Genomic DNA, 26,206 nt, shown 5'->3' with positions numbered 1-26,206 from the left:
GCGCGTTACGGTTTCGTGTCAGTTTCGTTACATTTTCCTTTTGATCAAAACGCATCCGGCAGATGCCGGGGAAGCCGCCAGGGGCGTACGGCGACGATGTCATATCTGAGGGAAAGGCGGTGGCCGTCAGGTTGCTGCGACAACCAGATTTCGCTTGCCGCACGGATGCGCCGCTGCGCGGTTCCTGTGACGGCAAAGACAGCGCTGTCGACATCACGGCGGGCCTTCACCTCGACACAGACGACCAGATCGCCCCGTCGCGCGATGATGTCGATTTCGCCGAGCTTCGTGCGGTAGCGGATCGCACGGATGCGAAAACCCCTGGCGACAAGGTAGAGCGCGGCGATGTATTCTGAGACGTGCCCGCGGCGAAAGGCCTTCAGCCGGCCCGGATCCGCCGGCCTATTGCCCATCGCCGCCCTTCAGGTCGATGAGGCGCTGGTAGAGATCGCGCCGCGGCAGGCCGGTCTGCCGCGCGGCCTCGGTCGCCGCCTTGCCGGCCGGCATGTCCCTGACGAGCGCGGCAAGCAACCGGTCGACATCCTCCGCCTCCGGTGCGGCGGCCTCACCGGGCGGGCCGATGACGAAGACGATCTCGCCCTTGACGGTGTGGCCGTCGCCGTAAAATACCGAAAGCTCGCCGAGCGTTCCGCGGCGAAACTCCTCGAAGGTCTTGGTCAGTTCACGACAGACGCAGGCCGCCCGCTCCTCCCCGAGCACCTCGGCCGCCGCCGCCACCGTCGCGGCGATGCGATGCGGGGATTCGAAGAACAGCAACGTCGCCGGCACGCCGGCAAGCTCGGCCAGACGATCCCGCCGCGCCTTGTCCTTGGACGGCAGGAAGCCGGCAAAGAAGAAGGCCTCGTTGGAGAGGCCCGAGCCGACGAGCGCAGCAAGCGGGGCGGAGGCGCCGGGAATGGGCACGACACGGTGGCCCGCAGCAATGGCGAGCAATGCCAGCCGGTATCCGGGATCGGAAACAAGCGGCGTGCCGGCATCGGAGACGAGAGCAACGGATTTGCCTTGCTCCAGCGCGGCGATGAGGCGCGGACCCGCCTCGTCTGCATTGTGCTCGTGATAGGCGTAGGGCCGGTTTACAATACCGTAGCGGTCGAGCAGGACGCGGGTGACGCGGGTGTCCTCACAGGCCAGCACATCAGCGCCCGCCAGGGTCTCGAGCGCCCGCAGCGTGATATCGGAGAGGTTGCCGATCGGCGTCGCGACGAGATAAAGCGCCGGCTCCAGCGGCCGGGCGGGTATCACGGCATTGTGCAGGCGAAAGGTCTTCGCGCCTCCGCCACCGCCGTTTGCCGCATCGTCATCCCGCATCGCCCGTCGCCTTTCCAGCCGCTGGACGGCCGCCTGTCCTCATCCTTATGGGCGAGCGGGCAGGCCCTCGCAAGGTCCGGGCGTTGACTATCCTGTGTCCTCTGCCGTTAGCACTTGCAAAGTTCCGCATGTTTCTGCCATTTTGCCCGTCCACATCGTCCGGCACCCGCCGGGATTTCAAGGCAATGCCGCGCCGGCCTTCCGGCGTGCTAGCGGTCGAAAGCGGTACAGTTCCATGCGCATTACTCTCGAGCGGTCCAATCTTCTGAAGTCGCTGAACCACGTCCATCGCGTGGTCGAACGGCGCAACACGATCCCGATCCTCTCGAACGTGCTGCTGCGTGCGGACGGCGCGAGCCTCGACATGAAAGCGACCGACCTCGACCTCGAAATCACCGAAGCGACGCCTGCCCAGATCGAGCAGGCCGGCGCGACGACCGTTCCCGCACACCTGCTGTACGACATCGTGCGCAAGCTCTCGGACGGTTCGGAAGTGCTGCTCGCCACCAGCACCGACGGTTCCTCGATGACGGTCACCTCGGGCCGTTCGAAATTCTCGCTGCAGTGCCTGCCACAGTCCGATTTCCCGGATCTCACCGCCGGCAGCTTCTCGCACACGTTCCGCCTGAAGGCGACGGACCTCAAGATGTTGATCGATCGCACCCAGTTCGCGATCTCGACGGAGGAGACCCGCTACTACCTCAACGGCATCTTCATCCACACGATCGAAAGCAACGGCCAGCTCAAGCTGCGCGCCGTCGCCACCGACGGCCACCGCCTTGCCCGCGCCGACGTGGAAGCGCCCTCGGGTTCCGAGGGCATGCCCGGCATCATCATCCCGCGCAAGACGGTCGGGGAACTGCAGAAGCTGGTCGACAACCCGGAGCTGACCGTGACCGTCGAGGTCTCGGACGCGAAGATCCGCTTCACCATCGGCTCGATCGTTTTGACCTCCAAGCTGATCGACGGCACCTTCCCGGATTACCAGCGCGTGATCCCGACCAACAACGACAAGGAGCTGAAGATCGACTGCCAGTCCTTCGCCCAGGCCGTCGACCGCGTCTCCACCATCTCTTCCGAGCGCGGCCGCGCCGTCAAGCTGGCGCTTGGCGAGGGCCAGCTGACGCTGACCGTCAACAACCCGGATTCGGGCAGCGCGACGGAAGAACTGCCGGTCGGGTATGACAACGATCCGCTCGAAATCGGCTTCAACGCAAAATACCTTCTCGATATCACGTCGCAGCTTTCCGGCACGGAAGCCGTGTTCATGCTGGCCGATCCCGGTTCGCCGACGCTGGTGCGCGATCTCGCCGGTGACGACGCGCTCTACGTGCTCATGCCGATGCGCGTATAGGCCTCCCGTATTGGGGAAACTGTTCTGGAACCCGCCGGCTCGCCGGCGGGTTCTTTTTTAGGAAGTGCTTTCGCCGGCAGGGGAAACTTGCGGGCGGCGGCGCAATCAGACTTGTTTTTGACGCAAACCGCGTCACATATTTGGCATGGCCGAACGAAGCGGACGGGAATGAAGCCTGCCGCCGGCCGGAAGCGTACCATGAAGGGGGATGGCATGACGTTGCGTGTGAAGGTCAAGGAACGGCTCGGCAAGAAATTCGACGACGAGATCCGCTTCTTCAAGGGCTGGATGAGCAATACGCGGGCCGTCGGCTCGATCATCCCCACCTCCTCGATCACCGCGCGCCGTATGGCGAGCGTCGTCAATCCCGCTTCCGGCCTTCCCGTACTGGAGCTCGGTCCGGGCACCGGCGTCATCACCAAGGCGATCCTCGAGACCGGCCTTGCGCCGGAAAAGCTGACCTCGGTCGAATTCTCCACGGATTTCTACAACCACCTTGTCGCCCGTTTCGACGGCGTCAATTTCATCAACGGCGATGCCTTCGACCTCGACAAGACGCTTGGCGACCTCCGCGATGCCACCTTCGACAGCGTCGTCTCCGCCGTGCCGCTGCTCAATTTCCCGATGCACAAGCGCGTGTCGCTGATCGAGGACCTGCTCTCCCGCATTCCGGCCGGACGGCCCGTCGTGCAGATCTCCTACGGCCCGCTTTCTCCCGTCGTCGCCATGCCGGATCGCTACCAGATCACCCATCTCGATTTCGTCGTGCGCAACATTCCGCCGGCGCAACTCTGGACCTACCGCCGCACCCATTGAGGGGCGGCAATGTTCGCGCTCTACATCACCCATCCGCAGGTCGCCATCGACCCGGCCGTGCCGGTGCCCGACTGGGGCTTGTCCGAGCGCGGCCGCGAGCGAGCGCTGCTCGCAGCCTCCGCCGGCTGGGCGCGACAGATCGGCCGCTTCGTGGCAAGCGGCGAGCGCAAGGCGATCGAGACGGCGGAGATTCTTGCCGGCGGCCGCCTTGCCATCGAGACCGACCACGCCATGGGCGAGAACGACCGTTCCGCCACAGGCTACCTCGCGCCCGATGCCTTCGAAGCGGCGGCAGACGCGTTCTTCGCCCATCCAGAGACGAGTTTTCGCGGCTGGGAGCGCGCGGTGGATGCGCAGGCGCGCATCGTTGGCGCCATCGAGCGTGCGCTGGCTGGGCATGATCAGAACGTTCCCATCGCCTTTGTCGGCCATGGCGGCGTCGGCACGCTGCTGAAATGCCACCTCAAAGGCACGCCCATCCGCCGGGATGGCGACCAGCCGGCAGGCGGCGGCAATCTTTTCGCATTCCGGCTTGCGGACCGGGCCGTCGCATGCGAGTGGACGCCAATGGAATCTTGGAAAGGGTTTTGACCATGTCCGCGCGCGACCGCCTGATCGTTGGCCTCGATGTTCCGACCATCGCGGAGGCGGAAAAGGTGGTCCGGACACTCGGCAGCACCACCCTGTTCTACAAGATCGGCTACCAGCTCGTCTTCGCCGGCGGCCTGGAATTCGCCCGCGACCTCGCCAAGGACGGCAAGAAGGTCTTCCTCGACATGAAGCTGCTCGACATCGACAACACGGTGGCCAAGGGCGTCGAGAACATCGTGAAGATGGGCATGTCCATGCTGACGTTGCACGCCTATCCGAAGGCTATGGCTGCCGCCGTTTCCGCGGCGAAGGGTTCCGACCTCTGCCTCCTCGGCGTCACGGTGCTGACCTCGATGGACGCCAAGGATGTCATCGATGCCGGCTATGAATACGATCCGCATACGCTGGTGCTGCGCCGCGCCGAACAGGCCCGTATCGCCGGCATGGGCGGCATTGTCTGTTCTGCGGAAGAGTCCAAAGCCGTGCGCAAGATCGTCGGCCCGGACATGGCGATCGTCACGCCCGGCATCCGCCCGGCGGGGGCCGATCTGGGCGACCAGAAGCGCGTCATGACGCCTTCCGATGCGCTGAAGGCCGGCTCCAGCCATCTCGTCGTCGCCCGTCCGATCGTCAACGCGGTCGATCCGCTCGCCTCAGCCAAGGCAATCCTTGCCGAAATGGACGGCGCGCTCACAGCATAAACACCAAAGAGGGAGAGAGACATGCCCAAGGGCTACTGGATCGCACAGGTCGACGTGCGCGACACCGAGCGCTACAAGGACTACGTTGCCGCCGCCAAGCCGGCCTTCGAAAAGTACGGCGCGAATTTCATTGCCCGCGGCGGCGCCTTCGAACGGCTGGAAGGTCGCGTGCGTGCGCGCAACGTGATCATCGAGTTCCCCTCCCTGCAGGCGGCCGTCGACTGTTACAATTCGCCGGAATACCAGATCGCCGCGGCCATCCGCCAGGAAGTGGCGGATGCGGAAATGGTGGTTGTCGAAGGCTTTTGAGCCGACCGATCCAGACCGCGGAAAAACCCGGCGCTAGAGACGCTTCGCCGCGCTTCACCTTGCGAACGGTTTGGGCTATGTAGGCGCTACCTACCTACAATGTTCTTCAGGAGCAGCCTCATGACCTTGTCCAACCTTCCGCCGCTCGTCACCGTTTTCGGCGGCTCGGGCTTCGTCGGACGTCATGTGGTGCGCGCGCTGGCGCGTCGCGGCTACCGCATCCGCGTCGCCGTGCGCCGGCCGGATCTCGCCGGCTTCCTCCAGCCTATCGGCGGCGTCGGCCAGATCTCCTTCGTGCAGGCGAACCTGCGCTATCGCCAGTCGGTCGATCGCGCCGTCGAAGGCTCCGACCACGTCATCAACTGCGTCGGCATCCTCTTTGAGAGCGGCCGCAACAACTTTGACGCCGTGCAGGATTTTGGCGCCCGCGCCGTCGCCGAGGCGACCCGCGCCATCGGCGCCAAGCTGACGCACATTTCCGCGATCGGCGCCGACGAGGCTTCCGGCTCGTCCTATGCCCGCACCAAGGCCCGCGGCGAAGCGGCGGTTCTGCGCACGGTTCCCGACGCCGTCATCCTGCGCCCCTCCATCGTCTTTGGCCCGGAAGACGGCTTCTTCAACAAGTTCGCCACCATGGCGCGCTATGCACCCGTCCTGCCGCTGATCGGCGGCGGCCATACGAAATTCCAGCCGGTCTATGTCGCCGACGTGGCGGAAGCCGTCGCCCGCTCGGTGGACGGCACGATCGAGCGCGGCCGCGTCTACGAACTCGGTGGCCCGGAAGTGCTGACCTTCCGCCAGTGTCTTGAACTGATGCTGCGCATCGTCGACCGCAAGAACCCGCTCGTCTCGCTGCCCTTCGGCATCGCCTCGCTGATGGGCTCCGTCGCGTCGCTGGTGCCCTTCATCAAGCCGCCGCTGACGGCCGACCAGGTGACGCTGCTGCGGTCCGACAACATCGTCTCGGATGCGGCCCGCAATGAAGGCCGCACGCTGGAAGCGATCGGCATCGAGCCCATTCTTGTCGAAGCGATCCTGCCGAGCTACCTCGTGCGCTACCGCCCGCAGGGCCAGTTCACGCGGATCGACCGTACGGCCTGAGCCATTTTTCGTGAACGAAACCGGCCGCCGCAGGGGCTTTCCCGCGGCGGCCGGTCGCGTTTTGTGAAAGCGCTTTGGGCTGGCTGTTGCACTTATGCAGCGGTAAAAAAAATCGCTGCGGCATTTACGCGCGATTCAGCATGTCGCGATATTGATTGTCTTCGGACCAGCGAATAAACACCGCCCCCGTCGCGTCGTACTGATGACAGTTCTGCGGCGTATTTTCAGGACTTTGAGAGGCTTTCGGCGCAATGGGCAAGGCAATTGCAATCTTCTTCGGATTTTCGGCTCTGATCATCGTGGCCGGATCCTTTGCCGCGCCGTCGACGGTCTCCGCCGGCAAGCATGGCTGTTCGCCGGCCTACGGCGTCGATCCCTGCACGACCGCCTCGGTCAAGTAAGGCCGGCCGGCCCGAGAGCCGGCCAAGAACGTTCATCCAAAGATCAGAAGGCCGATCAGGCCCAGTGTTCCCACGACGATGCGCCAGATGGCGAACAGCGTGAAGCCGCGGCGCGACACGAAGTCGAGCAGCGAGCGCACGACGAAGAGACCCGCCACGAAAGCTGCGGCAAAGCCGACACCGATGACGAGAAGATCATCGGACGAGAGCGCATCGCGGTTCTTGTAGAGGTCCAGCGTGAAGGCGCCGACCATGGTCGGCATGGCGAGGAAGAACGAGAATTCTGCCGCCGAACGCTTGTCCGTGCCCATCAGCAAGGCGCCGGCGATCGTCGCGCCCGAGCGCGAGGTGCCGGGGATCATGGCAAGGCACTGGCAGAGGCCGATCTTGAAGGCCAGCGACGGCGGATACTGCATGGCATCCGTATAACGCGGCTGCAGCGGCAGGCGGTCGATTACATAGAGGATGACGCCGCCGACGATCAGCACGATGCAGATCAGCATGGGTGTTTCGAACAGCACCGTCTTGATGAAGTCATGCGCCAACGCGCCGATGACGGCCGCCGGCAGGAAGGCAATGAGCACGCTGATGACGAAACGGCGCGCCTCCGGGCTCGACGGCAGCGCGAAGGCGATCTTCAGCAGCTTGGCCGCATAAACCGAGAGGATGGCGAGGATCGCACCCAGCTGAATGAGCACGGCGAAGGTGTTGCCCGGCGACTTGAAGCCAAGAAAGTGCCCGGCAAGCAGGATATGACCGGTGGAGGATACCGGGATGAATTCGGTCAGGCCCTCGATCAATCCGAGAATGAGGGCGCTGACAATGGACTGGTCTGCCATGTAGGTTCCTTGGGGAAAAGGGGAAGAAAGCCACGAAATGAAGCGGACATACGGCAAAAAGCCCGATTCGCTTGTGTTTGTACCACCAAATTTCTATAGGTTCGTCAAATCAGCCATGGTCAAATCAGCCCGCATGCGCGCTCGACCCGGCCACAGCCCCTTCCGCAAGACCAGCAAAGCAGCCTGATGCCCACACTCTACCATCACCCGATGTCCGCCGCCTCCCGCTTCGTCCGCCTCATCCTGGCGGAATACGGGTTTCAGACGGAGCTTGCCGAGGAGCAGCCCTGGGAGAACCGGCGTGATTTCCTCGCCCTCAACCCGGCCGGTACGCTGCCCGTCTATGTCGACGACAGCATGCGGGCGCTTTGTGGCGCGAGCATCATCTCCGAATATCTCGACGAGACGCATGGCGTTCTGAAGCGCGACCGCCGGCTGCTCGCCGAAGACCCGTTCCAGCGCGCGGAAATCCGCCGCCTGACGGAGTGGTTCCTGCAGAAGATGGAGCAGGACGTGACGCGCCCGCTGGTGCGCGAGCGCATCTTCAAGCTGCAGATGACACCGGACCAGGGCGGCGGCCCGCCGGACAGCAAGATCCTGCGCAATTCGCGCGCCAATATCCGCCAGCACATGAAGTATCTCTCCTGGCTCGCGGGCTCGCGCACCTATCTTGCCGGCGACCGCCTCTCCTATGCAGACCTTGCCGCGGCGGCCTGTCTTTCCGTGCTCGACTATATGGGCGAGATCAACTGGACGGATGCACCCCAGGCCAAGGAGTGGTACCAGCGGCTGAAATCCCGCCCCTCCTTCCGCCCGCTGCTCGCCGAGCGCGTGCGCGGCGTCACCCCGGTTTCGCACTACGCGGACCTCGATTTCTGAGGACGAGACGATGTCGGGCGACGACAGGATCCGGCGCCGCCTGACCGACTTCCTCAAGACGGAAGCGGCGGACAAGGGGTTCGACCTCTGCCGCATCACCGGCCCCGATTCCATTCCGGAGGCGCCGCCCCGGCTCGCTGATTTCCTTGCCGCCGGCTATCACGGCACCATGGATTGGATGGCGGAGACCGAGGCGCGACGGGCCGATCCACGCGTCCTGTGGAGTGAAGTGCGCTCCGTCGTTCTCTTCGGCATGAACTACGGCCCGGCGCACGATCCGCGCGCCGTGCTCGCCATGCCGGATCGGGCGGCGATCTCCGTCTATGCACAGAACCGCGACTATCACGACCTCATCAAGGGCAAGCTGAAGGAAGTGGCGACACGCTTTGCCGCCCGCGGCGGGGTGGATGTGAAGGTTTTCGTCGATACGGCTCCCGTGATGGAAAAGCCGCTCGCGGCCGCCGCCGGGCTCGGTTGGCAGGGAAAACACACCAATCTCGTCAGCCGCACGCACGGCTCCTGGCTCTTCCTCGGCAGCCTCTTCACCACGGCCGAGCTTGTCCGCGACGAACCGGAGCGCGACCATTGTGGCTCCTGCCGCGCCTGTCTCGACGCCTGTCCGACCGACGCCTTCCCGGCACCGTACAAGCTCGATGCGCGGCGCTGCATCTCCTACCTCACCATCGAGCACAAGGGACCGATCGACCCGGACATCCGCGAAAGGATCGGCAACCGCATCTATGGCTGTGACGATTGTCTTGCCGCCTGCCCCTGGAACAAGTTCGCCGCTGCCGCTTCGCAGATGAAGCTCATCGCCCGCGAGGATTTGAAGGCCCCGGCGATTGCCGATCTTCTGACCTTCGACGATGCCGGCTTTCGTGCGCATTTCTCCGGCTCGCCGGTCAAGCGCATCGGCCGCGACCGCTTCATCCGCAACGTGCTGATTGCCGCCGGCAATTCCGGCGACCGCAGCCTGATTGCCGAATGCATCCGCCTTGCCGACGATGCGTCAGCCGTGGTGCGTGGCATGGCCGCATGGGCGCTTTCCCGGCTGATGACGGCTTCCGAATTCGGGAAATTTGCGGCAGGAAGGACGGACGACGCGGACGCGGATGTGCGCGCGGAATATGAAAGAGCGAAGGCAGACTGTCGATGACGCACCTCCTGATCCTCGGTGCCGGTTTTTCCGGCAAGGCCATCGGCCAGACCTTCAAGGCGGCCGGCTTTTCCGTTTCCGGCACGACGCGCTCGGCGGAGAAGGCGGACGACCTTCGCGCGCTCGGCATCGCACCGATCCTCTATGACGGTGGCCCGGTTCCCGAAGCCCTCGCCGCCGACATGGCACGCGCCACCCATGTCGTGCAGTCCATCGCGCCCGGCAAGGATGGCGATCCGCTGTTCCGCGCGGGCATGCCCTCCCTCTCTGCCCTGATGCCGAAGCTCGTCTGGGCCGGCTATCTTTCCACCGTCGGCGTCTACGGCGACCACAAGGGCGGCTGGGTGGACGAGGACACCGCGCTGAACCCGGTTTCCGCCCGTTCCATCGAGCGGGTGGAGGCGGAGAACCACTGGCTCGACTTCGGCAGGATCTCGGACCTGCCCGTCGCCGTATTGCGCCTTGCCGGCATCTACGGCCCGGGCCGAAACGCGCTGCGCAACATGGACGAGGGCACCGCACGGCGCCTCGTCAAGAAGGACCAGGTGTTCAACCGCATCCGCGTCGAGGATATCGGCCGCTCGGCTCTCTTCCTCGCGGAGAAATCCCTTGGCGGCGTCTGGAACATCACCGACAACGAGCCCGGCCCGCCACAGGACGTGGTGGCGGAAGCTGCCCGGCTGATGGGCCTGCCGGTGCCGCCGGATATTCCTTTCGAGACGGCGGAACTTTCCTCCATGGCACGGTCTTTCTATGGGGAGAACAAGCGCGTCTCGAATGCCAGGCTGCGCGCTGCCGGCTTCGAATTCCGCTTCCCGGACTATCGCCAGTCGCTCGCCGAACTCCACGCGACTGGCCGCTGGCGAGGCTGAGAGGCCGGACCTTGCCGGCCGGCTTTTGCGATTTTGCACAACCCTGAATTTATCTGCCTCATTTTTGCCGCCGAATTCCTGCGCATAAATTGCTAATATTGAAAGTTTTTTCCGAAAATTTGCGCGATTACCGGATGACTATTCCGGTCCGCAAGTCGATCCAGTTTAGTGACTGATTCGCAAGACTCTTTCCTGTCACGTTAACGAAGATTAAAACTCCATCGCTGGCGATGGACTGTATATCCTGCCGGCCCCCGACAGCAATTGCGGCGGGTTGAGGCACGTTTTTGCCATTTTTGCTTCCTCATACGGCGATCAACACAGTGGAAATTCACAACTTTCCCGGAAGGTCATCCGATACATGATGCTCAAGCTCTCCAGCCTCGCGCTTGCTTCGCTCGTTGCCGCCTCTTCATCCTTCGTTACGTTCTCGGAGGCTCAGGCCGCCGGTTGCGGTCGCGCCTCCTGGTATGCGCTGCACTCGCGCACCGCCTCCGGTGAGCGCATGAACCCGAACCTCATGACGGCCGCCCATCGCAGCCTGCGCTTCGGCACCAAGGTGAAGGTCACCAACGCCAACAACGGCAAGAGTGTCGTGGTACGCATCAATGATCGCGGTCCGTTCATCCGCGGCCGGGTGCTCGACCTCTCCAAGGCTGCCGCCTCCAACATCGGCATGATCCGTTCCGGCCACGCCAAGATCTGTTACGAAGTCATCGGCTGACGACCGCTATTCTGCGGCTCCCGGCTTGCCCTTCGCGCATTCCGCCGCTACCACGACGCAAAACGGAGTATGCGGATGCGATTGGGTGGGCGGCTCTCGGGAGCCATCGAGGTTCTGACGGATATCGAGACGCGGCGGCGCCCCGTCGCCGATGCGCTCAAGGACTGGGGCCTTTCCCACCGGTTCGCCGGTTCCGGCGACCGCGCCGCGATCGGCAATATCGTCTATGACGCGCTGCGCATGAAACTGTCGCACGCCTATCTCATGGACGATGACAGCCCCGCCGCACTCGGCTATGCTGTACTGCTGCGCCAGTGGGGCCTCGCCCCCGAGGCGCTTGCCGCCGAGTTCGACGGCGACCGCTTTGCGCCCGAAGCCTTTTCAGACGAGAAGCTCGCCGCTTTCCGTACCCGCAATCTCGATGACGCCGCGCCGCATGTGCAGGGCGACATTCCCGAATGGATCCAGCCCGCCTTCGAGGCCAATTTCGGCGAAGCATGGCTGGCGGAAGCGAAAGCGCTTGCCGGACGGCCGACGCTGGACCTGCGCGCCAACACGCTGAAGGCCGGCCGCGACAAGGTGCTGAAGGCACTGGAACGCAACGCCGCCGTCGCCTCTACTATCGCCCGCGAGGGCATCCGCATTCCCGCGGGCGAAGGCCCCTCGCGCCTGCCGAACGTCACCGCGGACCTCGCCTTCCAGAAGGGCTGGTTCGAGGTGCAGGACGAAGGCTCGCAGATCGTCGCCGATCTCGTCGTCCCGCAGGAGGGCGAGCAGGTATTGGACTTTTGCGCCGGCGGTGGCGGAAAGACGCTCGCCATGGCGGCCGCCATGCATAACAAGGGCCAGGTCCACGCCTACGACACCGACCGCAAGCGCCTCGCCCCGATCATCGAGCGGCTGAAGCGCGCCGGCACCCGAAACGTGCAGGTCCACGAGAGCATTTCCAGCCTCTCGCCGCTGAACGGCCGCTTCGACCGCGTGCTGGTCGATGCCCCCTGCACGGGCACCGGCACCTGGCGGCGCCGGCCGGACACCAAATGGCGCCTTACCGAAAAGAACCTCGAGGAGCGCCTCACCCAGCAGCAGGAAGCGCTCGCCAATGCCAGCGCCTTCGTGCGCCCGGGTGGCTTCCTGCTCTATGTGACCTGTTCGATCCTGCCGCAAGAGAACGAGGAGCAGGTTCACGGCTTCTGCGCAGCCAATCCGGATTTCGAGATCCTGTCCGCGACCGACACCTGGAAGGCGCTGTTCGGTGCTGAGAAGCCCCAGCCGTGGTCACGCGACGGTAAGACCGTCACCCTGACGCCGGCCTCGACCGATACGGACGGTTTCTTCTTCTGCGCGATGGGCCGTAGGGCCTGAGGCGATTGCGCTCTGTCAAATGTGCCGGAACAGCTTGAAACCATTCTAAACTATACACTTTGACACCAGTTTTTATTTGGTCCATGACAGCAATGCCTGAATAATCCCGGGCCCGGCGGTACGCCGGACCATCCGGGCGGCGGCGGCCAAGGGAGGCAAGCCGTGACGTCCGGTGTCGGGGGACACATCGAACAGGACACCAGGAGACGTCATGACCACTTTCTTCCTCCGCACGGCCGCCTTTGCGCTCGCTGCCGCGACTTCGGGGCTTGCCATTGGCTCCGCCCATGCGGCGGCCGACCCGGCGGCGATCGTCAAGCACTATGCTGAAATCGCGCATGCCAAATTCTCCGACTCGCTCGACGCCGCAAAGGCACTCGACGCGGCGGTCGACGCCCTCATCGCCAAGCCGAGCGACGAAACGCTGAAGGCCGCGCGCGAGGCGTGGCTGAAATCCCGCGTGCCCTACCAGCAGACGGAAGCCTACCGCTTCGGCAACCCGCTGGTCGACGACTGGGAAGGCAAGGTCAACGCCTGGCCGCTCGACGAAGGTCTGATCGACTATGTCGATGCCAGCTACGGCACGGAAAGCGACGAGAACGCACTCTTCGTCGGCAATGTCATCGCCAACCCGAAGCTGGAGATCGGCGGCAAGACGATCGACGCCACCACCATCACGCCGGCGGTCCTGCAGGAACTGCACGAGGCGGGCGAAGTGGAAGCCAACGTCGCGACCGGTTACCACGCCATCGAATTCCTGCTGTGGGGCCAGGACCTCAACGGGACCGGCAAGGGGGCCGGCAACCGCCCGGCGACGGACTATGACAAGGCCGCCTGCACCAACGGCAACTGCGACCGCCGCGCCGCTTACCTGAAGGCCGCCTCCTCGCTGCTGGTCACCGACCTCGAAGAAATGGTGAAGGCCTGGGCCGCCGACGGCGACGCCACCAAGAACGTGACGTCAGATCCGAAGGCCGGCATCACCGCCATGCTGACCGGCATGGGCTCGCTTTCCTATGGCGAACTGGCCGGCGAACGCATGAAGCTCGGCCTCCTGCTGCACGATCCGGAAGAAGAGCACGATTGCTTCTCCGACAACACGCACAACTCGCACTACTACGACGTCGTCGGCATCCAGACGGTCTATACGGGCGAATATACCCGCCCGGACGGGTCGAAGCTGACCGGCCCGTCGCTCTCCGAACTCGTCGCCGAGAAGGACGCCGCGCTCGACACCGAGATGAAGGCCAAGCTCGACGCCAGCCATACCGCCTTCAAGGCGCTGGTGGACCGTGCGGAAGGTGGCGAAGCCTATGACCAGATGATCGGCGAAGGCAACGCGGAGGGCAACAAGGTCGTCCAGACCGCCGTCGACAGCCTGATCGACCAGACCAAGACGATCGAGCGCGTCATCGGGTCGCTGGACCTCGGCAAGATCGAGCTTGAAGGCTCAGACAGCCTGGATAATCCTAACGCTGTCTTCCAATGATAGAAGGCGGGCCGCCTCCCCGTGGGACGGCGGCCCGATCCCAGCAATGACAGAACGTCCCGCCCGTCGCCTGCTCGCGGTCTCTGCCGCGATTTCCATCGCGGCGGGCGTTTTCGTTCTGGGAAATGCGCATTCCACCGACCGCGGGCGCGACGATCTCTCCGAAAAGGATCGCAAGCGCGTCGCCGCGGTGACGGCGCTCGCGACGGATTTTTCCAAGGCCGAGCAATATGAGGCGATGTCCGGCGGGGCGGCGACCTCGCTCGCATCGGTCAACATCAACAGCTTCTCCCACTTTTCCGAGAACATCACCTTCGAGGAAGAAGAGACGTTCAAACTCGGCAACGCGCTCTTCCAGAAACTCTGGGTCTCCTCACCCTCCTCCACCCAGGCCTCCGACGGGCTCGGGCCGCTCTACAATGCGCGCTCCTGCCAGACCTGCCACATCAAGGACGGCCGTGGCCATCCGCCGGAAGGCGCCGCCGAGGCGACATCGATGTTCCTGCGACTCGCCCGTGCGGCCAGGACGCCGGAGGACGAGACGGCGCTGAAAGATTTGCGCGAGATGAGCCTGCCGGACCCGATCTATGGCCGGCAGCTCCAGGATCTCGCCATACCCGGCCTCAAGGCCGAGGGCCGCATGGTGATCGACTATACCGAGGAGCCGGTAACGCTTGCTGGAGGCGAGGTCGTCACGCTGCGCCGCCCAAGATATTCCGTCGCCGGTCTCGCATATGGCGATCTCGACGCGACGACGACGCTTTCTCCGCGCGTCACCCAGCCGATGCTCGGCCTTGGCCTTATCCAGGCAATCCACGAAGCAGACATCCTCGCCCTTGCCGACCCCGACGACGCGGATGGCGACGGCATCAGTGGCAAGGCCGCCGTCGCCATCGATCCGGCAACGGGCAAGAAGGCGCTCGGCCGCTTCGGCTGGAAGGCGCAATCGGCCACCGTGCGCCAGCAGAGCGCCGACGCCTTCGCCTTCGACATCGGCCTTTCGACGCCGGAAGTGCCGCTGCACCAGGGCGACTGTACGCTGGCCCAGACCGCCTGCCTGAAACGTCCGAATGGCGTGCAGACGCGGCTTGGCGATGCCGAGGCACCGCCACCGGTGATGGACCTCGTCACCTTCTACGCGGAGAACCTTGCCGTGCCGGCCCGGCGCAAGGCGAGTTTCGCCGAAACGCTGAACGGCAAGCGCGTCTTCTACGAGACGGGCTGCACACGCTGCCACCAGCCGAAGTTCGTCACCCGGCGCGATGCCGGCAACAAGGCCCATGCCTTCCAGCTCATCTGGCCCTATTCCGATTTCCTGTTGCACGACATGGGCGAAGGCCTTGCGGACGGACAGGCGGTCGGCGTGGCGACCGGGCGGGAATGGCGCACGCCGCCGCTGTGGGGTATCGGCCTTACAAAAACCGTTAACGGTCATACGTTCTTCCTGCATGACGGGCGCGCTCGCAACCTGACCGAGGCCATTCTGTGGCACGGCGGGGAGGCTCAGGCGGCCCGAGACCGCTTCGCCGCGCTGGAAAAACAGGACCGCGACGCCCTTCTGACCTTCCTGGAGAGCCTCTGATGCCAAGCCGGCCCCGTCCCTTCTTTCGCTTTCCCGCCGTTCTCACGGCCTTCGCGATGCTTTCCGCCACCCTGCCGGCGCTGGCACAGGAGGGCGAGGCGCCCGTGCCGCCCGCGCTGACGGACGAGAACGTGGTCGGCGTCATGACGCGCGCGGTCGACGAGGTCATCCGTCCTGGCTACCGTCGTTTCCAGGCATCGGCCGGCACGCTCGCCGAAACAACCGCCGCCTTCTGCAAGACACCCTCCGAAGGCAGCCGGACAGCCGTCGACGATGCCTTCCGGCAGGCGGTCGCCGACTGGGGCCGCATCGAGATCGTCCGCATCGGCCCCGTCATCGACGACAACCGCTTCGAGCGCATCCTCTTCTATCCCGACCGCAAGAGCACCGGCCTGAAACAGGTGCAGGCCCTGCTGCAAAAAGCCGACGAAGCCGATACGAACGCAGCGGCCATGGCCGGCAAGAGCGTTGCGATCCAGGGTTTTGGCGCGCTCGAATTCGCGCTCTACGGCACCGGCGCGGAAACCCTGATGCAAGCACCGAACGGTTTCCGCTGCCGCTATGCCGCCGCCGTCGCCCGCCACATCGAGACGACGGCCGGCCAGCTCGTTGCCGCGTGGGACGCCCCCGGCGGTGTGCAGCAGGACTGGAAACATCCCGGCCCGCAGAACCCGGTGTTCCGCACCGGCAAGGAGGCGGTCACCGCCCTCCTCGGCATTCTCGTGCACGGGGCGGAGGCGGTGCGCGACCAGCGCATCGAGACCTTCTACCGCAATGGCGGCACGGCGCGGCCGAAATCGGCGGTCTTCTGGCGCTCGGGCAACACCTGGACCTCGATCAACGCCAATATCGAAGGCCTGCAGGCGCTGTTCGACACATCCGGCATGGCCGACCTCATCGATCCCAATTTCATGTCCATCGCCGGCAATATCGATTTCGTGCTGAAATCACTGCACCGCGTTGCACCGACCATCGATCCCGACATCGAAAAGGCCGTCTCGACGCCGGAGGAACAAGAGAAGATCGCTTTCCTCCTCGTCAACACGCGTGACCTCATCCTGCGCCTCAACACCGAATATGGCGGGGCAATCGGGCTCGGCGCCGGCTTCTCCTTCGCGGACGGCGACTGATGCGGGCCGCGGGCGCCGCAAGCACGCTTGTCGACCGTCGCGCCTTCCTGCGCATGGCGGGTGCCGCCTGGGTTGCGGCGCTTGGACCTCGGCCGTCCTTCGCACTGTCGCAGACCGACGCCGTTTTCGCCTCCGGCTATATGGAACGCGATGGAAGCTTCGGCATCGCAGTCCTGGCGGAAGACGGCACGCTCATCGACAGGACGCCGCTGCCGGCCCGCAGCCACGGCATGGCCTTTTCACCCGCAACCGGCCATCTCGTCGCCTTTGCGCGACGCCCCGGAACCTTCGCCCTGATCGCCGACCGCAACGGCCGGTCTGCACCCGTGACCATCGCCGCCGCCGAGGACCGGCACTTCTTCGGCCACGGCTGCTTTTCCCCGGACGGCAGGATCCTTTATGCCAGCGAGAACGACTTCGACGCCAATCGCGGCGTGATCGGCCTCTATGACGCCGGCGACGGCTACCGCCGCATCGGCGAATATTCGACCTACGGTATCGGCACGCACGATCTCTCCGTCAGCGATGACGGCCGCCTGCTGATCGCCGCGAACGGCGGTATCGAAACCCATCCGGATTTCGGCCGCACCAAGCTGAACCTCGACCACATGGAGCCCTCGCTCGCCCTGATCGACGCCACGTCGGGCGCGCTTGTCGAGCGTCATGCGCTGCCGGAAAAGCTGCGCCAGCTTTCCACCCGCCATATCGACCTCGACGTCACGGGACGTATCTGGTTCGCCTGCCAGTATGAGGGGCCGCGCGACGACCTGCCGCCGCTCGTCGGCCATTTCGGCCGAGGGGAAGACCTGACCTTCCTCTCGCTGCCGGAGGAAACCACGATCGGCCTTGCCAATTATGTCGGCGCCATCGCCGTCAACCGGCGCGAAGGCCTTGTCGGCCTCACCTCGCCGAATGGCGGACGTTTTGTCGTTCTGGAGGCCAAAAGCGGCCAGGTGCTGCGGGAGGAAACGGTTGCCGACGCCGCGGGCATCGCCGCAGCGCCGCAGGGCTTTGCTGTCTCCTCCTATGACGGCCGCTTCGCAGGCAGCCGGGAGGCTGTCGCCTGGGACCAGCATATTGCCAGCCTGATGCCGCGCCGCTGAACGTGCCCCAGGGCGGTCATGGGCGCCGCAATCTTCCCTGGGAACGGAAAGGCGCTTGCAGTGCAGCATGCCCCGTGCAAACGTTCGGCCATCTTCGCCAATCCCGCCGGCATGCCGGCAGACCTGTGTGCACCATGACCGATTTTCCACCGGCCGATTTCGCCGATCGCATCACCCGAAGCTTCGCCCGACAGCCGGCAATGCGGCTCATCGGCGCCGAACTCACCCGTATCGAGCATGGCACGGTGGAAATCGAGCTGCCCTTCGACGAGAAGCTGACGCAGCAGCACGGCTTCCTCCATGCCGGCGTCATCTCCGCCGCGCTCGACACCGCCTGCGGCTATGCTGCCTATTCGGTGATCGACGCGGATGCCGCGATCCTCACCATCGAGTTCAAGGTCAACCTCATGTCGCCGGGGCGCGGCGAGCGCTTCCTCTTCCGCGGCGAGGTCACCAAGCCGGGCTCCAACATCATCGTCGCCGACGGGCGCGGCTATGCCATCTCGGACGGCCCGGCAAAACTCATCGCCTCGATGACGGGCACGATGATGGTGGTGCGCGGGCGCGAGGACATTGCCGGATGAGCGTTTCCCTCAAGACCGTCGGCCCGCACCGCATCCTCTATGTGATGGCCGTCGATGCCGAATACGGCCCCCACCTGAAAACCCGCATCACGCCCTTCATGACGGGTGTCGGCCCCGTGGAGGCGGCCGTGCAGCTGACGCTCGCGCTCTGCCACCTGAAAGCGGAGGGCGATCTCCCTGATCTCGTCGTCTCGCTGGGCTCGGCCGGATCGGCGGTGCTGGAGCAGACCGGGGTCTACCAGGCGACCTCCGTCTCCTATCGTGACATGGATGCCTCGCCGCTGGGCTTCACCCGCGGCGCGACGCCCTTCCTCGACCTGCCGGTGGAAGTGCAGCTTCCCGTACGCATTCCGGGCATATCCGAGGCACGGCTTTCGACCGGCGCCAACATCGTCTCCGGCACCGCCTATGCCGATATCGACGCGGACATGGTGGAGATGGAGACCTTTGCGGAACTGCGCGCCTGCCAGGCCTTCGGCGTCAAGCTGGTCGGCCTGCGCGGCATATCCGACGGCAAGGCCGAACTCAGCCATATCGGCGACTGGACGGAGTATCTCCACGTCATCGACGAGAAGCTCGCCGAGGCCGTCGACCGGCTGGAAGCGGCCATCGCCGACGGGACCGTCGTGCTGAAGGGCTGAAAATCCGGCATTTCCCCGTTGCGCGGCGACAGGATTTTCATTAAAGGCTCGCCATGACCCAGACAGCTCATCCCGACAGCGTTCTCATCATCGATTTCGGCAGCCAGGTGACCCAGCTCATCGGGCGGCGCGTGCGCGAAGCAGGCGTCTATTGCGAGATCATTCCCTTCCAGTCGGCGGAAGAAGCCTTCCACCGCATGCAGCCGAAGGCGATCATCTTCTCCGGCGGCCCGGCATCGGTCCTCGACCAGGGCAGCCCGCGCGCACCGCAGGTCGTCTTCGATTCGGGCCTGCCGATCCTCGGCATCTGCTATGGCCAGCAGACGCTCGCCACCCAGCTCGGCGGCACCGTCGAGGGCGGGCACGCCCGCGAATTCGGCCGCGCCGATGTCGAGATCCTGAAGTCGAGCCCGCTTTTCGAGGGTTTCTGGGAAGTTGGCCAAAAATATCCGGTCTGGATGAGCCACGGCGACCGCGTCACCGTCGCGCCCGAGGGTTTCGAGATCATCGGCACCTCCGAAAACGCCCCTTTCGCCATCTGCGTCGACGAGGCGAAGCGCTACTACACGACGATGTTCCATCCGGAAGTGGTGCACACGCCCGACGGCGCGAAGCTGCTCTCCAACTTCGTGCACAAGATCGCCGGCATCAAGGGCGACTGGTCGATGTCGGCCTATCGCGCACGAGCCGTCGAGGCAATCCGCGAGCAGGTCGGCGACAAGCGCGTCATCTGCGCGCTTTCGGGCGGCGTCGACAGTTCCGTTGCGGCGCTCCTCATCCATGAGGCCGTCGGCGCGCAGCTCACCTGCATCCTCGTCGACCACGGCCTGATGCGCAAGAACGAGGCGGCCGACGTCGTCGCCATGTTCCGCGAGCACTACAACCTGCACCTCATCCATGTCGACGCCGTCGATCGCTTCGTCGGCGAACTGGAAGGCGTTTCCGACCCGGAGACCAAGCGCAAGATCATCGGCCGCCTGTTCATCGAAGTGTTCGAGGACGAGGCGAAGAAGCTCGGTGGTGCGGAATTCCTCGCCCAGGGCACGCTTTACCCCGACGTCATCGAAAGCGTCTCCTTCACCGGCGGTCCTTCGGTCACCATCAAGTCGCACCACAATGTCGGCGGCCTGCCCGACCGTATGAACATGAAGCTCGTCGAGCCGCTGCGCGAACTCTTCAAGGACGAGGTGCGCGTGCTCGGCCGCGAACTGGGCCTGCCCGATAGCTTCATCGGCCGCCACCCCTTCCCGGGGCCGGGCCTTGCCATCCGTTGCCCGGGCGGCATCACCCGCGACAAGCTGGAGATCCTGCGCGAAGCCGACGCCATCTATCTCGACGAGATCCGCAAGGCAGGCCTCTACGACAAGATCTGGCAGGCCTTCGCCGTTCTGCTTCCGGTCCAGACCGTCGGTGTGATGGGCGACGGGCGCACCTACGAGTTCGTCTGCGCGCTGCGCGCCGTCACGTCGGTCGACGGCATGACCGCCGATTTCTACCACTACGACATGAACTTCCTCGGCCGCGCCGCCACCCGTATCATCAACGAGGTGCGTGGCATCAACCGTGTCGTCTACGACGTGACGTCGAAGCCGCCGGGCACGATCGAGTGGGAATAGGAGACCGCATGCGGGGATCCAAGACAGCAGTGAAGTAGGCCGCAACGACACCCTGGTTGTTGCGGCGTTCTGCTGACGCATCTTTTTCGACAGCGCAGACGCCGCCGAATGTTTTCATTTAGCGGATGAACAGTCATGCGTATTCAAGATCCACGCCCGTGGACCAAAAGCCTTCCGGCGGCACTCCTGCTGCTGGCCCCCTTCAACATTCTTGCCTCGCTCGGCATGGACATCTACCTGCCGGTGGTGCCCGCCATGCCCTCGATCCTGCACACGACGCCCGAAATGGTGCAGCTGACGTTGACGGTCTATATGATTGTGCTCGGCGTCGGGCAGGTGCTCTTCGGCCCGCTTTCCGACCGGATCGGCCGGCGGCCGGTGCTGATTGCGGGGGCGGCAATCTTCGCTGCTGCCTCCTTCGGCCTTGCGGCAACCACCTCCGCGCCTCTCTTCCTGTCGCTCAGGCTGCTGCAGGCGGTGGGCGCTTCGGCGACGCTGGTGGCGCTCTTCGCCACGATTCGCGACGTCTATGCCGAGCGGCCGGAAAACGCCGTCATCTATGGCCTGATGAACGCCATGCTGGCCTTCGTTCCCGCCCTCGGGCCGATTGCCGGCGCCCTCATCGCGGGTGCCCTCGGCTGGCGGGCACTCTTCGTCGCGCTCGGCATTCCCGCCGTGCTCATGCTGCTCTGGGCGTTGCCGAAATGGCATGAAACCCGGCCAGCCGCGGCGATGGCACAGGCACGCGCCTTCCGCCCCGTGCTGGCAAGCGGCGCCTTCTGGACTTACACGCTCGCCTTCAGCGCCGCCATGGGAACGTTCTTCGTCTTCTTTTCGACGGCGCCGCGTATCCTGATGGATGAAGCCGGGTTTTCCGAGTTCGGCTTCAGCCTGGCCTTTGCCAGCGCGGCGCTGGTGATGATCGCGACGGCCCGGTTTGCGGAGGGTATTGTCGGCCGCTGGGGCATCCCGGGCTGCATGGTGCGCGGCATGACCTTGCTGCTGGCCGGTGCCGGCCTGCTGGCGCTCGGGCAGATGCTGGCGGCACCGTCCTTCTGGACCGTCCTGCCGCCCGTGTGGGTGATGGCCGTCGGCATCGTGCTGACGGCCTCGGTCGCCGCCAATGGTGCGCTCCGAGCCTTTGGCAAGACGGCGGGCACGGCGGTTGCCCTGCATTTCTGCGTCCAGAGCCTGATCACCGGCCTTGTAGGCACCGCCTTCGTCATCCTGCTCGATGGCACGACGGCCTGGCCCCTGGTCGGCTATGCCACCTCAATGGCCACGATCACGCTTGTCGTCCATGCCCGCTTGAAAAACCGGCGGCATGACGCCTGAAATGAGCACGGGCGAGCGTTGCTGGCCCGTGCTCAGAACCCGAAGGATTGCTGCGCCGGCTCCGGTGGGGTAAACGAAACCCCTTCGAGCGCCAGCATCTTCAGCTTGGACACCGAACCGCCCGGTGCAGAAAAGCCACCGACCTTGCCGCCCGCGGCAAGAACGCGGTGGCAGGGGATGATGAGCGCGACCGGGTTCTTCGCCATGGCCTGACCGACCTCACGCGCGGCTTCCGGCCCGGCGCCGAGTTCGCGGGCAAGCGCGCCGTAGGTCGTCGTCTCGCCCCAATGCACCCGGCGGGCCGCATCGTAGACCGCCAGGAAGAAATCGCTCTGGCCGGCAAGATCGAGCGGCACGTCGGAAAAATCCGCTTCCTCGCCGGCAAAATAGTGCCGCGCGGCGGCAATCGCCCTGGCGACGGCCGGTGGCGGCTCGGCCGCTTCCGCCTCAGGCAGATGGCGCAGAAGCAGGCGGCGCGTCGTATCCGCATCCTCGCCCGGAAGCTGGAAGCGCACGACGCCGGACGCGGTCCAGGCAATACCACAGGGGCCACCCGCGGTGTCGAAGATCAGATAGTGGGTTTTGCCGGTCATATGCGGCTCCTGTTCCCGTTTGTCACAAGATCGGGCTTTGCCCGACTGCTTTCAACCCGTTTCCTGCGCGACGGCGGGTTTGTCACCGGGGACTTGCGCCCATCTGCGCCAGTTCGCATAACCCGTTCCCAAAAGCGAAACAGCGAGGAGACGACGTGGAACATTCGCAGATCATCATCAGCGGCGATACGGCAGGTATCGAATGGCGCATTCCCGTTTACCGCTTCAAGGGTAATGATGCCGCGGCGCCCTCCGTCTATATCCAGGCCGCCCTGCATGCCAACGAACTGCCGGGCACCGCGCTCCTGCACTTCCTCGTGGAGCGGCTGCGCAAGGCAGAGGAAGACGGGGCAATCCGCGGCGACATCACCGTCATCCCGCAGGCCAATCCGATCGGTCTTGCGCAATCGCATTTCGGCGAGATGGAAGGCCGGTTCGATCTCGGCACGCGCACCAACTTCAACCGTGACTTTCCGCTGGTGGCGCTTGGCGAGCGGGAAACGCTGCTCGAGGATATCGACCGCCGCAGCGCCGTCGACCGCCTGAAGCGTACGCTGCTGCACACCGCGCTCGGCGCCGACCTCGTGCTGGACCTGCACTGCGACGACGAATCCCTGCAATACGCCTATATCGACGAGGCCTTCTGGCCGGAGGCGGCCGATCTCGCGGCGGCGCTCGACATGGCAGCCGTGTTCCTTTCCGATGGCGAGAGCACCGCCTTCGAGGAGGCGGTCGGCTACGCCTTCAAACGCCAGGGCGGAGAAAAGCTGAGCAGCGTGCCCGGCCGCCTCTCGGTGACCGTGGAGCTGCGCGGCAAGCGCGACGTCTATCCCGACATGGCGAAGGCGGATGCGGCTGGCCTGTGGCGCTTCCTTGCCGGACGCGGCGTCGTCGCCGACCCCACCCATGCAGCGGAAGCCTATGCCGGCTCCGCCGTGCCGCTCGACAATATCGAGATGGTACGGGCGCCGGAGCCCGGCACCGTGCTCTTCCACCGCGATATCGGCGAGACGGTAAAAGCCGGCGATCTGCTTGCGACGCTGATCACCCGGCCCGGCGCGCCGGATGGCACGCTGGCGGTGACCGCCGGCCACGACGGGCTGATCGCCACCCGCAGCTCCGCCCGCTATGCGCGGCGCGGCGACGACCTGATGAAGATCGCCTGCCACGAGGCGACCCGCAGGAACCGCAAGCCCGGCACGCTGGAGGACTGAACCGCAGGCCCGGAAAGAAACCTGCGAAGGGCGGGTCCCGCCCCTCGCAATCACCTCACCCGAAGCAATATATAGGTGCGAAACCAGCGTGACGCGCAACCGCCGCAAGCGGGTGTGACATCTGCACACGCGAAGACGAAGCCGCCTTGGGATGATCCGCACGCATCATGTTTGAGACGCTCTCCGCCTATTGGCCGCACATCCTCGTCGCCCTGTCGATCGTTCTCGGCGTGCCCGCCGCCATCCATGCCACGATGACGAAGGAAGAGGTACGTGCGGCGATCGGCTGGGTCGGCGTCATCATGCTGTCGCCGGTCGTCGGCCCGCTCATCTACGCCATCGGCGGAGTGAACCGCATCCGGCGCAAGACGCTGAATCTCAGCCGCGAGGGACTGCTTGCCGCCGGCTGGCACCATATGGCGGAATATGACGTTTCCAATGCCTATATGCAGGTGGCCTACGGTCGGGCCCTCGCCGCCATGCAGCACCTTGGCGATACGGTCGGCCGCTGCAAGCTGACGTCCGGCAACCGCATCCACCTGCTGTCGACCGGCGACGAGGCCTATGCAGCCATGCTGGCCGCCATCGCCACCGCCGAACGCTCCATCCTGCTCGAAACCTACATCTTCGACCGCGATCCCGCCGGCGAGCGTTTCGTTGCCGCACTGTCGGGCGCGGTGGCGCGCGGCGTACAGGTGCGCGTGCTGATCGATGCGGTCGGCGCGCGCTATTCGATCCCGTCGATCGTCTCCGACCTGCAGCGGGCGAACGTGCCTGTGGACGTTTTCAACGGCAATATCGTCATGGGCCTGCGGCTGCCCTATGCGAACCTGCGCACCCACCGCAAGATCCTCATCGTCGACGGCAGCGTCGCCTTTACCGGCGGGCTCAACATCCGCGCCGGCTTCTGCGCCGAATTCTCCGGCGAGGCGGCAGCGCTCGACACGCATTTCCGCCTGACCGGCCCTGCCGTCAGCGATCTCTTCCGCATCGCCTACGAGGACTGGCGCTTTTCCGGCGGCGACGAGCTGGCGGGCGAGGCCTGGCAGATCGCCCCGCCGCCGGACGCACCGGAAAGCGGCATGCTCGCCCGCGTCGTGCCGTCAGGCCCGGACAAGAGCCTTGAAACCAACCACCGCATGCTGATGGGCGCACTCTCCATCGCCAAGCGGCACATCCGCATCATGTCGCCCTATTTCCTGCCGGACCGCGAGCTGATCAGCGCGATCGTCACGGCGGCGCGGCGCGGTGTGGAAATCGACATCGTCGTGCCATCGGCCAACAACCTGAAGCTCGTCGATCTCGCCATGACGGCGCAATTCGACCAGATGCTGAAACACGGCTGCCGAATCTGGCGGGCCTCCGGCGCGTTCAACCATTCCAAGCTCACGGTCATCGACGGCGCCTGGTCCTATATCGGCTCGTCGAACATCGACCCGCGCTCGCTGCGGCTGAATTTCGAGGTGGATATCGAGGTGATCGATGCGGACTTCGCCGATCTCATCGGCCAGCGCATCGCCGCCGCCCTGTCCGAAGCCGAGGAGGTCAAGCTCGATGAGCTCCGGGCGCGTCCCTTCGCCCAGCGCCTCGTCGAGCGCATCACATGGCTTGGCTCACCCTATCTGTAGGGTCGAACGAGCGCTCCCAGACGACCTTGAGGTCGATATGCGCCTTGATCGGCAGGTGATCGGACGCAACGCGCGCAAGCGGTGTGTCGTGCACCTCGACGGACGTGACGAGATCGTGCGGATGGCCGAGCGCGCGGTCGAGCGCGAGGACCGGAAAACGGGAAGGAAAGCTCGGCACCGCGCCGGACGCGGGGTCGAAGGTCGGCTGCAGGCGCGAGAGCGAGGACCTACGGCCGATGCGCCATTCATTCAGGTCGCCGACGAGCAGGGTTGGCATCTCCTCCTCCTCTGCGACGGACGCGAGGATCGCCATGGCCTGCTGCTCGCGCGAGCGTTTCAGGAGACCGAAATGGGCGGCGACCAACCGCAGCTTGCCCACCGGCAGGTCGAGCGTCACGACCAGCGCACCGCGCGGCTCGACGCCCGGCAGCTTCAGCTGGCGCACCCCGCCAACGGCGCCCTTGCGGATCAGGATCATGTTGCCGTGCCAGCCATGGCCGGTCGACGACAGCGCGGTGATCGGCACCGGAAGGAGACCACAGTTCCGTTCGAGGACATCGAGATTAAGCAGGCCGGAACGCTCGCCAAAACGCTTGTCCGCCTCCTGGATGGCAATGATGTCGGCGTCGATCTCGGCAATCACGCTTGCCGTGCGCTCCGGATCGAAGCGCCGGTCGACGCCCACGCACTTGTGCACGTTGTAGGACGCGATCACGGTATCGCCGGGGCGATTGTTTTCCGGCGGCCGATGGCCGCGGCGGTTGCGGATGGCCGACAGCAATGCGGTCGACATCATCTTGTCGTTCAGTTTCCTGTCCACGTGTCCTTCCTTGTGGCGCCTTCATCATATGGGC

27 protein-coding genes are annotated in these 26,206 nt (G+C 65.0%); 21 read left to right on the top strand and 6 right to left on the bottom strand.

Going from position 1 to position 26,206, the window contains the following annotated elements; translation table 11 throughout:
* Positions 1–44 precede the first annotated feature (44 nt).
* Both K0P03_RS19920 and rsmI read right to left on the bottom strand, forming a co-directional pair.
* Entirely contained in the window at positions 45–413 is a 369-nt protein-coding gene (locus tag K0P03_RS19920) for a YraN family protein (protein ID WP_050742677.1), read from the bottom strand.
* Positions 403–1,329, bottom strand: coding sequence for a 16S rRNA (cytidine(1402)-2'-O)-methyltransferase (gene rsmI / locus K0P03_RS19915; protein WP_130517814.1), 927 nt, complete (start codon positions 1,327–1,329; stop codon positions 403–405). Before rsmI ends, K0P03_RS19920 begins: the two co-directional genes overlap by 11 nt.
* A gap of 235 nt (positions 1,330–1,564) precedes the next feature.
* Here rsmI and dnaN point away from each other — a divergent pair, with 235 nt between their 5' ends.
* The 6 genes from dnaN to K0P03_RS19885 all read left to right on the top strand — a co-directional run bounded on the left by dnaN (position 1,565) and on the right by K0P03_RS19885 (position 6,201).
* Complete coding sequence (gene dnaN / locus K0P03_RS19910) at positions 1,565–2,683, top strand: DNA polymerase III subunit beta (RefSeq protein WP_130517816.1); 1,119 nt, start codon at positions 1,565–1,567, stop codon at positions 2,681–2,683.
* 213 nt (positions 2,684–2,896) lie between these two features.
* On the top strand, positions 2,897–3,499 hold the full coding sequence (gene pmtA / locus K0P03_RS19905) for a phospholipid N-methyltransferase PmtA (RefSeq protein WP_037405986.1): 603 nt from the start codon (positions 2,897–2,899) through the stop codon (positions 3,497–3,499).
* A gap of 9 nt (positions 3,500–3,508) precedes the next feature.
* Entirely contained in the window at positions 3,509–4,090 is a 582-nt protein-coding gene (locus tag K0P03_RS19900) for a histidine phosphatase family protein (protein WP_130517818.1), read from the top strand.
* A gap of 2 nt (positions 4,091–4,092) precedes the next feature.
* Complete coding sequence (gene pyrF / locus K0P03_RS19895) at positions 4,093–4,791, top strand: orotidine-5'-phosphate decarboxylase (protein WP_165909379.1); 699 nt, start codon at positions 4,093–4,095, stop codon at positions 4,789–4,791.
* 21 nt (positions 4,792–4,812) lie between these two features.
* Complete coding sequence (locus K0P03_RS19890; protein WP_023512752.1) at positions 4,813–5,100, top strand: DUF1330 domain-containing protein; 288 nt, start codon at positions 4,813–4,815, stop codon at positions 5,098–5,100.
* A gap of 120 nt (positions 5,101–5,220) precedes the next feature.
* On the top strand, positions 5,221–6,201 hold the full coding sequence (locus tag K0P03_RS19885) for a complex I NDUFA9 subunit family protein (protein ID WP_272790412.1): 981 nt from the start codon (positions 5,221–5,223) through the stop codon (positions 6,199–6,201).
* 124 nt (positions 6,202–6,325) lie between these two features.
* Here K0P03_RS19885 and K0P03_RS19880 read toward each other — a convergent pair whose 3' ends face one another.
* Together K0P03_RS19880 and K0P03_RS19875 are read right to left on the bottom strand one after the other, a co-directional pair.
* Entirely contained in the window at positions 6,326–6,544 is a 219-nt protein-coding gene (locus tag K0P03_RS19880) for a hypothetical protein (RefSeq protein ID WP_272790508.1), read from the bottom strand.
* A gap of 90 nt (positions 6,545–6,634) precedes the next feature.
* Positions 6,635–7,441, bottom strand: a complete 807-nt coding sequence (locus tag K0P03_RS19875) for an undecaprenyl-diphosphate phosphatase (RefSeq protein WP_023515689.1) — start codon at positions 7,439–7,441, stop codon at positions 6,635–6,637.
* Positions 7,442–7,627: 186 nt separating this feature from the next.
* Here K0P03_RS19875 and K0P03_RS19870 point away from each other — a divergent pair, with 186 nt between their 5' ends.
* The 13 genes from K0P03_RS19870 (at position 7,628) to cml (ending at position 21,917) form a co-directional block, all read left to right on the top strand.
* Positions 7,628–8,320, top strand: coding sequence for a glutathione S-transferase family protein (locus K0P03_RS19870; protein WP_023516760.1), 693 nt, complete (start codon positions 7,628–7,630; stop codon positions 8,318–8,320).
* 10 nt (positions 8,321–8,330) lie between these two features.
* Entirely contained in the window at positions 8,331–9,476 is a 1,146-nt protein-coding gene (queG, locus tag K0P03_RS19865) for a tRNA epoxyqueuosine(34) reductase QueG (protein WP_023516759.1), read from the top strand.
* The gene (locus tag K0P03_RS19860; protein ID WP_272790411.1) at positions 9,473–10,348 is read left to right on the top strand and encodes an SDR family NAD(P)-dependent oxidoreductase; all 876 of its coding nucleotides are present in this window, start codon (positions 9,473–9,475) and stop codon (positions 10,346–10,348) included. The genes queG and K0P03_RS19860 overlap by 4 nt, the downstream gene beginning before the upstream one ends.
* 364 nt (positions 10,349–10,712) lie before the next feature.
* On the top strand, positions 10,713–11,072 hold the full coding sequence (locus tag K0P03_RS19855) for a septal ring lytic transglycosylase RlpA family protein (RefSeq protein WP_037405988.1): 360 nt from the start codon (positions 10,713–10,715) through the stop codon (positions 11,070–11,072).
* A gap of 75 nt (positions 11,073–11,147) precedes the next feature.
* The gene (locus tag K0P03_RS19850; RefSeq protein WP_272790410.1) at positions 11,148–12,437 is read left to right on the top strand and encodes an RsmB/NOP family class I SAM-dependent RNA methyltransferase; all 1,290 of its coding nucleotides are present in this window, start codon (positions 11,148–11,150) and stop codon (positions 12,435–12,437) included.
* 211 nt (positions 12,438–12,648) lie between these two features.
* Positions 12,649–13,926 carry an imelysin family protein gene (locus K0P03_RS19845; RefSeq protein WP_050742684.1) on the top strand — a complete coding sequence of 426 codons (1,278 nt, stop codon included), beginning with the start codon at positions 12,649–12,651 and terminating at the stop codon, positions 13,924–13,926.
* A 46-nt stretch (positions 13,927–13,972) separates the two neighbouring features.
* On the top strand, positions 13,973–15,508 hold the full coding sequence (locus K0P03_RS19840; RefSeq protein ID WP_272790409.1) for a di-heme oxidoreductase family protein: 1,536 nt from the start codon (positions 13,973–13,975) through the stop codon (positions 15,506–15,508).
* On the top strand, positions 15,508–16,638 hold the full coding sequence (locus K0P03_RS19835; RefSeq protein ID WP_336314291.1) for an imelysin family protein: 1,131 nt from the start codon (positions 15,508–15,510) through the stop codon (positions 16,636–16,638). Before K0P03_RS19840 ends, K0P03_RS19835 begins: the two co-directional genes overlap by 1 nt.
* Positions 16,638–17,741, top strand: coding sequence for a DUF1513 domain-containing protein (locus tag K0P03_RS19830; RefSeq protein WP_272790408.1), 1,104 nt, complete (start codon positions 16,638–16,640; stop codon positions 17,739–17,741). Before K0P03_RS19835 ends, K0P03_RS19830 begins: the two co-directional genes overlap by 1 nt.
* 134 nt (positions 17,742–17,875) lie before the next feature.
* Positions 17,876–18,325 carry a PaaI family thioesterase gene (locus K0P03_RS19825; protein ID WP_023512217.1) on the top strand — a complete coding sequence of 150 codons (450 nt, stop codon included), beginning with the start codon at positions 17,876–17,878 and terminating at the stop codon, positions 18,323–18,325.
* Positions 18,322–18,966: a 5'-methylthioadenosine/S-adenosylhomocysteine nucleosidase gene (locus K0P03_RS19820; RefSeq protein ID WP_050742688.1), complete on the top strand. Its 645-nt coding sequence runs from the start codon at positions 18,322–18,324 to the stop codon at positions 18,964–18,966. Before K0P03_RS19825 ends, K0P03_RS19820 begins: the two co-directional genes overlap by 4 nt.
* A 53-nt stretch (positions 18,967–19,019) precedes the next feature.
* The gene (gene guaA, locus K0P03_RS19815) at positions 19,020–20,582 is read left to right on the top strand and encodes a glutamine-hydrolyzing GMP synthase (protein WP_050742689.1); all 1,563 of its coding nucleotides are present in this window, start codon (positions 19,020–19,022) and stop codon (positions 20,580–20,582) included.
* A gap of 141 nt (positions 20,583–20,723) precedes the next feature.
* Entirely contained in the window at positions 20,724–21,917 is a 1,194-nt protein-coding gene (gene cml / locus K0P03_RS19810) for a CmlA/FloR family chloramphenicol efflux MFS transporter (protein WP_443020587.1), read from the top strand.
* A gap of 32 nt (positions 21,918–21,949) precedes the next feature.
* On the opposite strand, the gene K0P03_RS19805 is transcribed toward cml, so the two are convergent.
* Positions 21,950–22,510 (bottom strand): methylated-DNA--[protein]-cysteine S-methyltransferase, encoded by a 561-nt coding sequence (locus K0P03_RS19805; RefSeq protein ID WP_272790406.1) that lies wholly within the window; start codon positions 22,508–22,510, stop codon positions 21,950–21,952.
* A gap of 155 nt (positions 22,511–22,665) precedes the next feature.
* Here K0P03_RS19805 and K0P03_RS19800 point away from each other — a divergent pair, with 155 nt between their 5' ends.
* Complete coding sequence (locus K0P03_RS19800; RefSeq protein WP_272790405.1) at positions 22,666–23,724, top strand: succinylglutamate desuccinylase/aspartoacylase domain-containing protein; 1,059 nt, start codon at positions 22,666–22,668, stop codon at positions 23,722–23,724.
* Positions 23,725–23,891: 167 nt separating this feature from the next.
* On the top strand, positions 23,892–25,352 hold the full coding sequence (locus K0P03_RS19795; protein ID WP_023513947.1) for a phospholipase D-like domain-containing protein: 1,461 nt from the start codon (positions 23,892–23,894) through the stop codon (positions 25,350–25,352).
* On the opposite strand, the gene K0P03_RS19790 is transcribed toward K0P03_RS19795, so the two are convergent.
* Positions 25,324–26,148, bottom strand: coding sequence for an endonuclease/exonuclease/phosphatase family protein (locus tag K0P03_RS19790; protein WP_272790506.1), 825 nt, complete (start codon positions 26,146–26,148; stop codon positions 25,324–25,326). The genes K0P03_RS19795 and K0P03_RS19790 overlap by 29 nt on opposite strands.
* Positions 26,149–26,206 lie beyond the last annotated feature (58 nt).

Source organism: Shinella sp. HY16, from assembly GCF_028534175.1.
Lineage (GTDB): Bacteria > Pseudomonadota > Alphaproteobacteria > Rhizobiales > Rhizobiaceae > Shinella.
The sequence above is the reverse complement of the archived record's forward strand: the minus strand, read 5'-3'. Positions and strand labels throughout refer to the sequence as shown.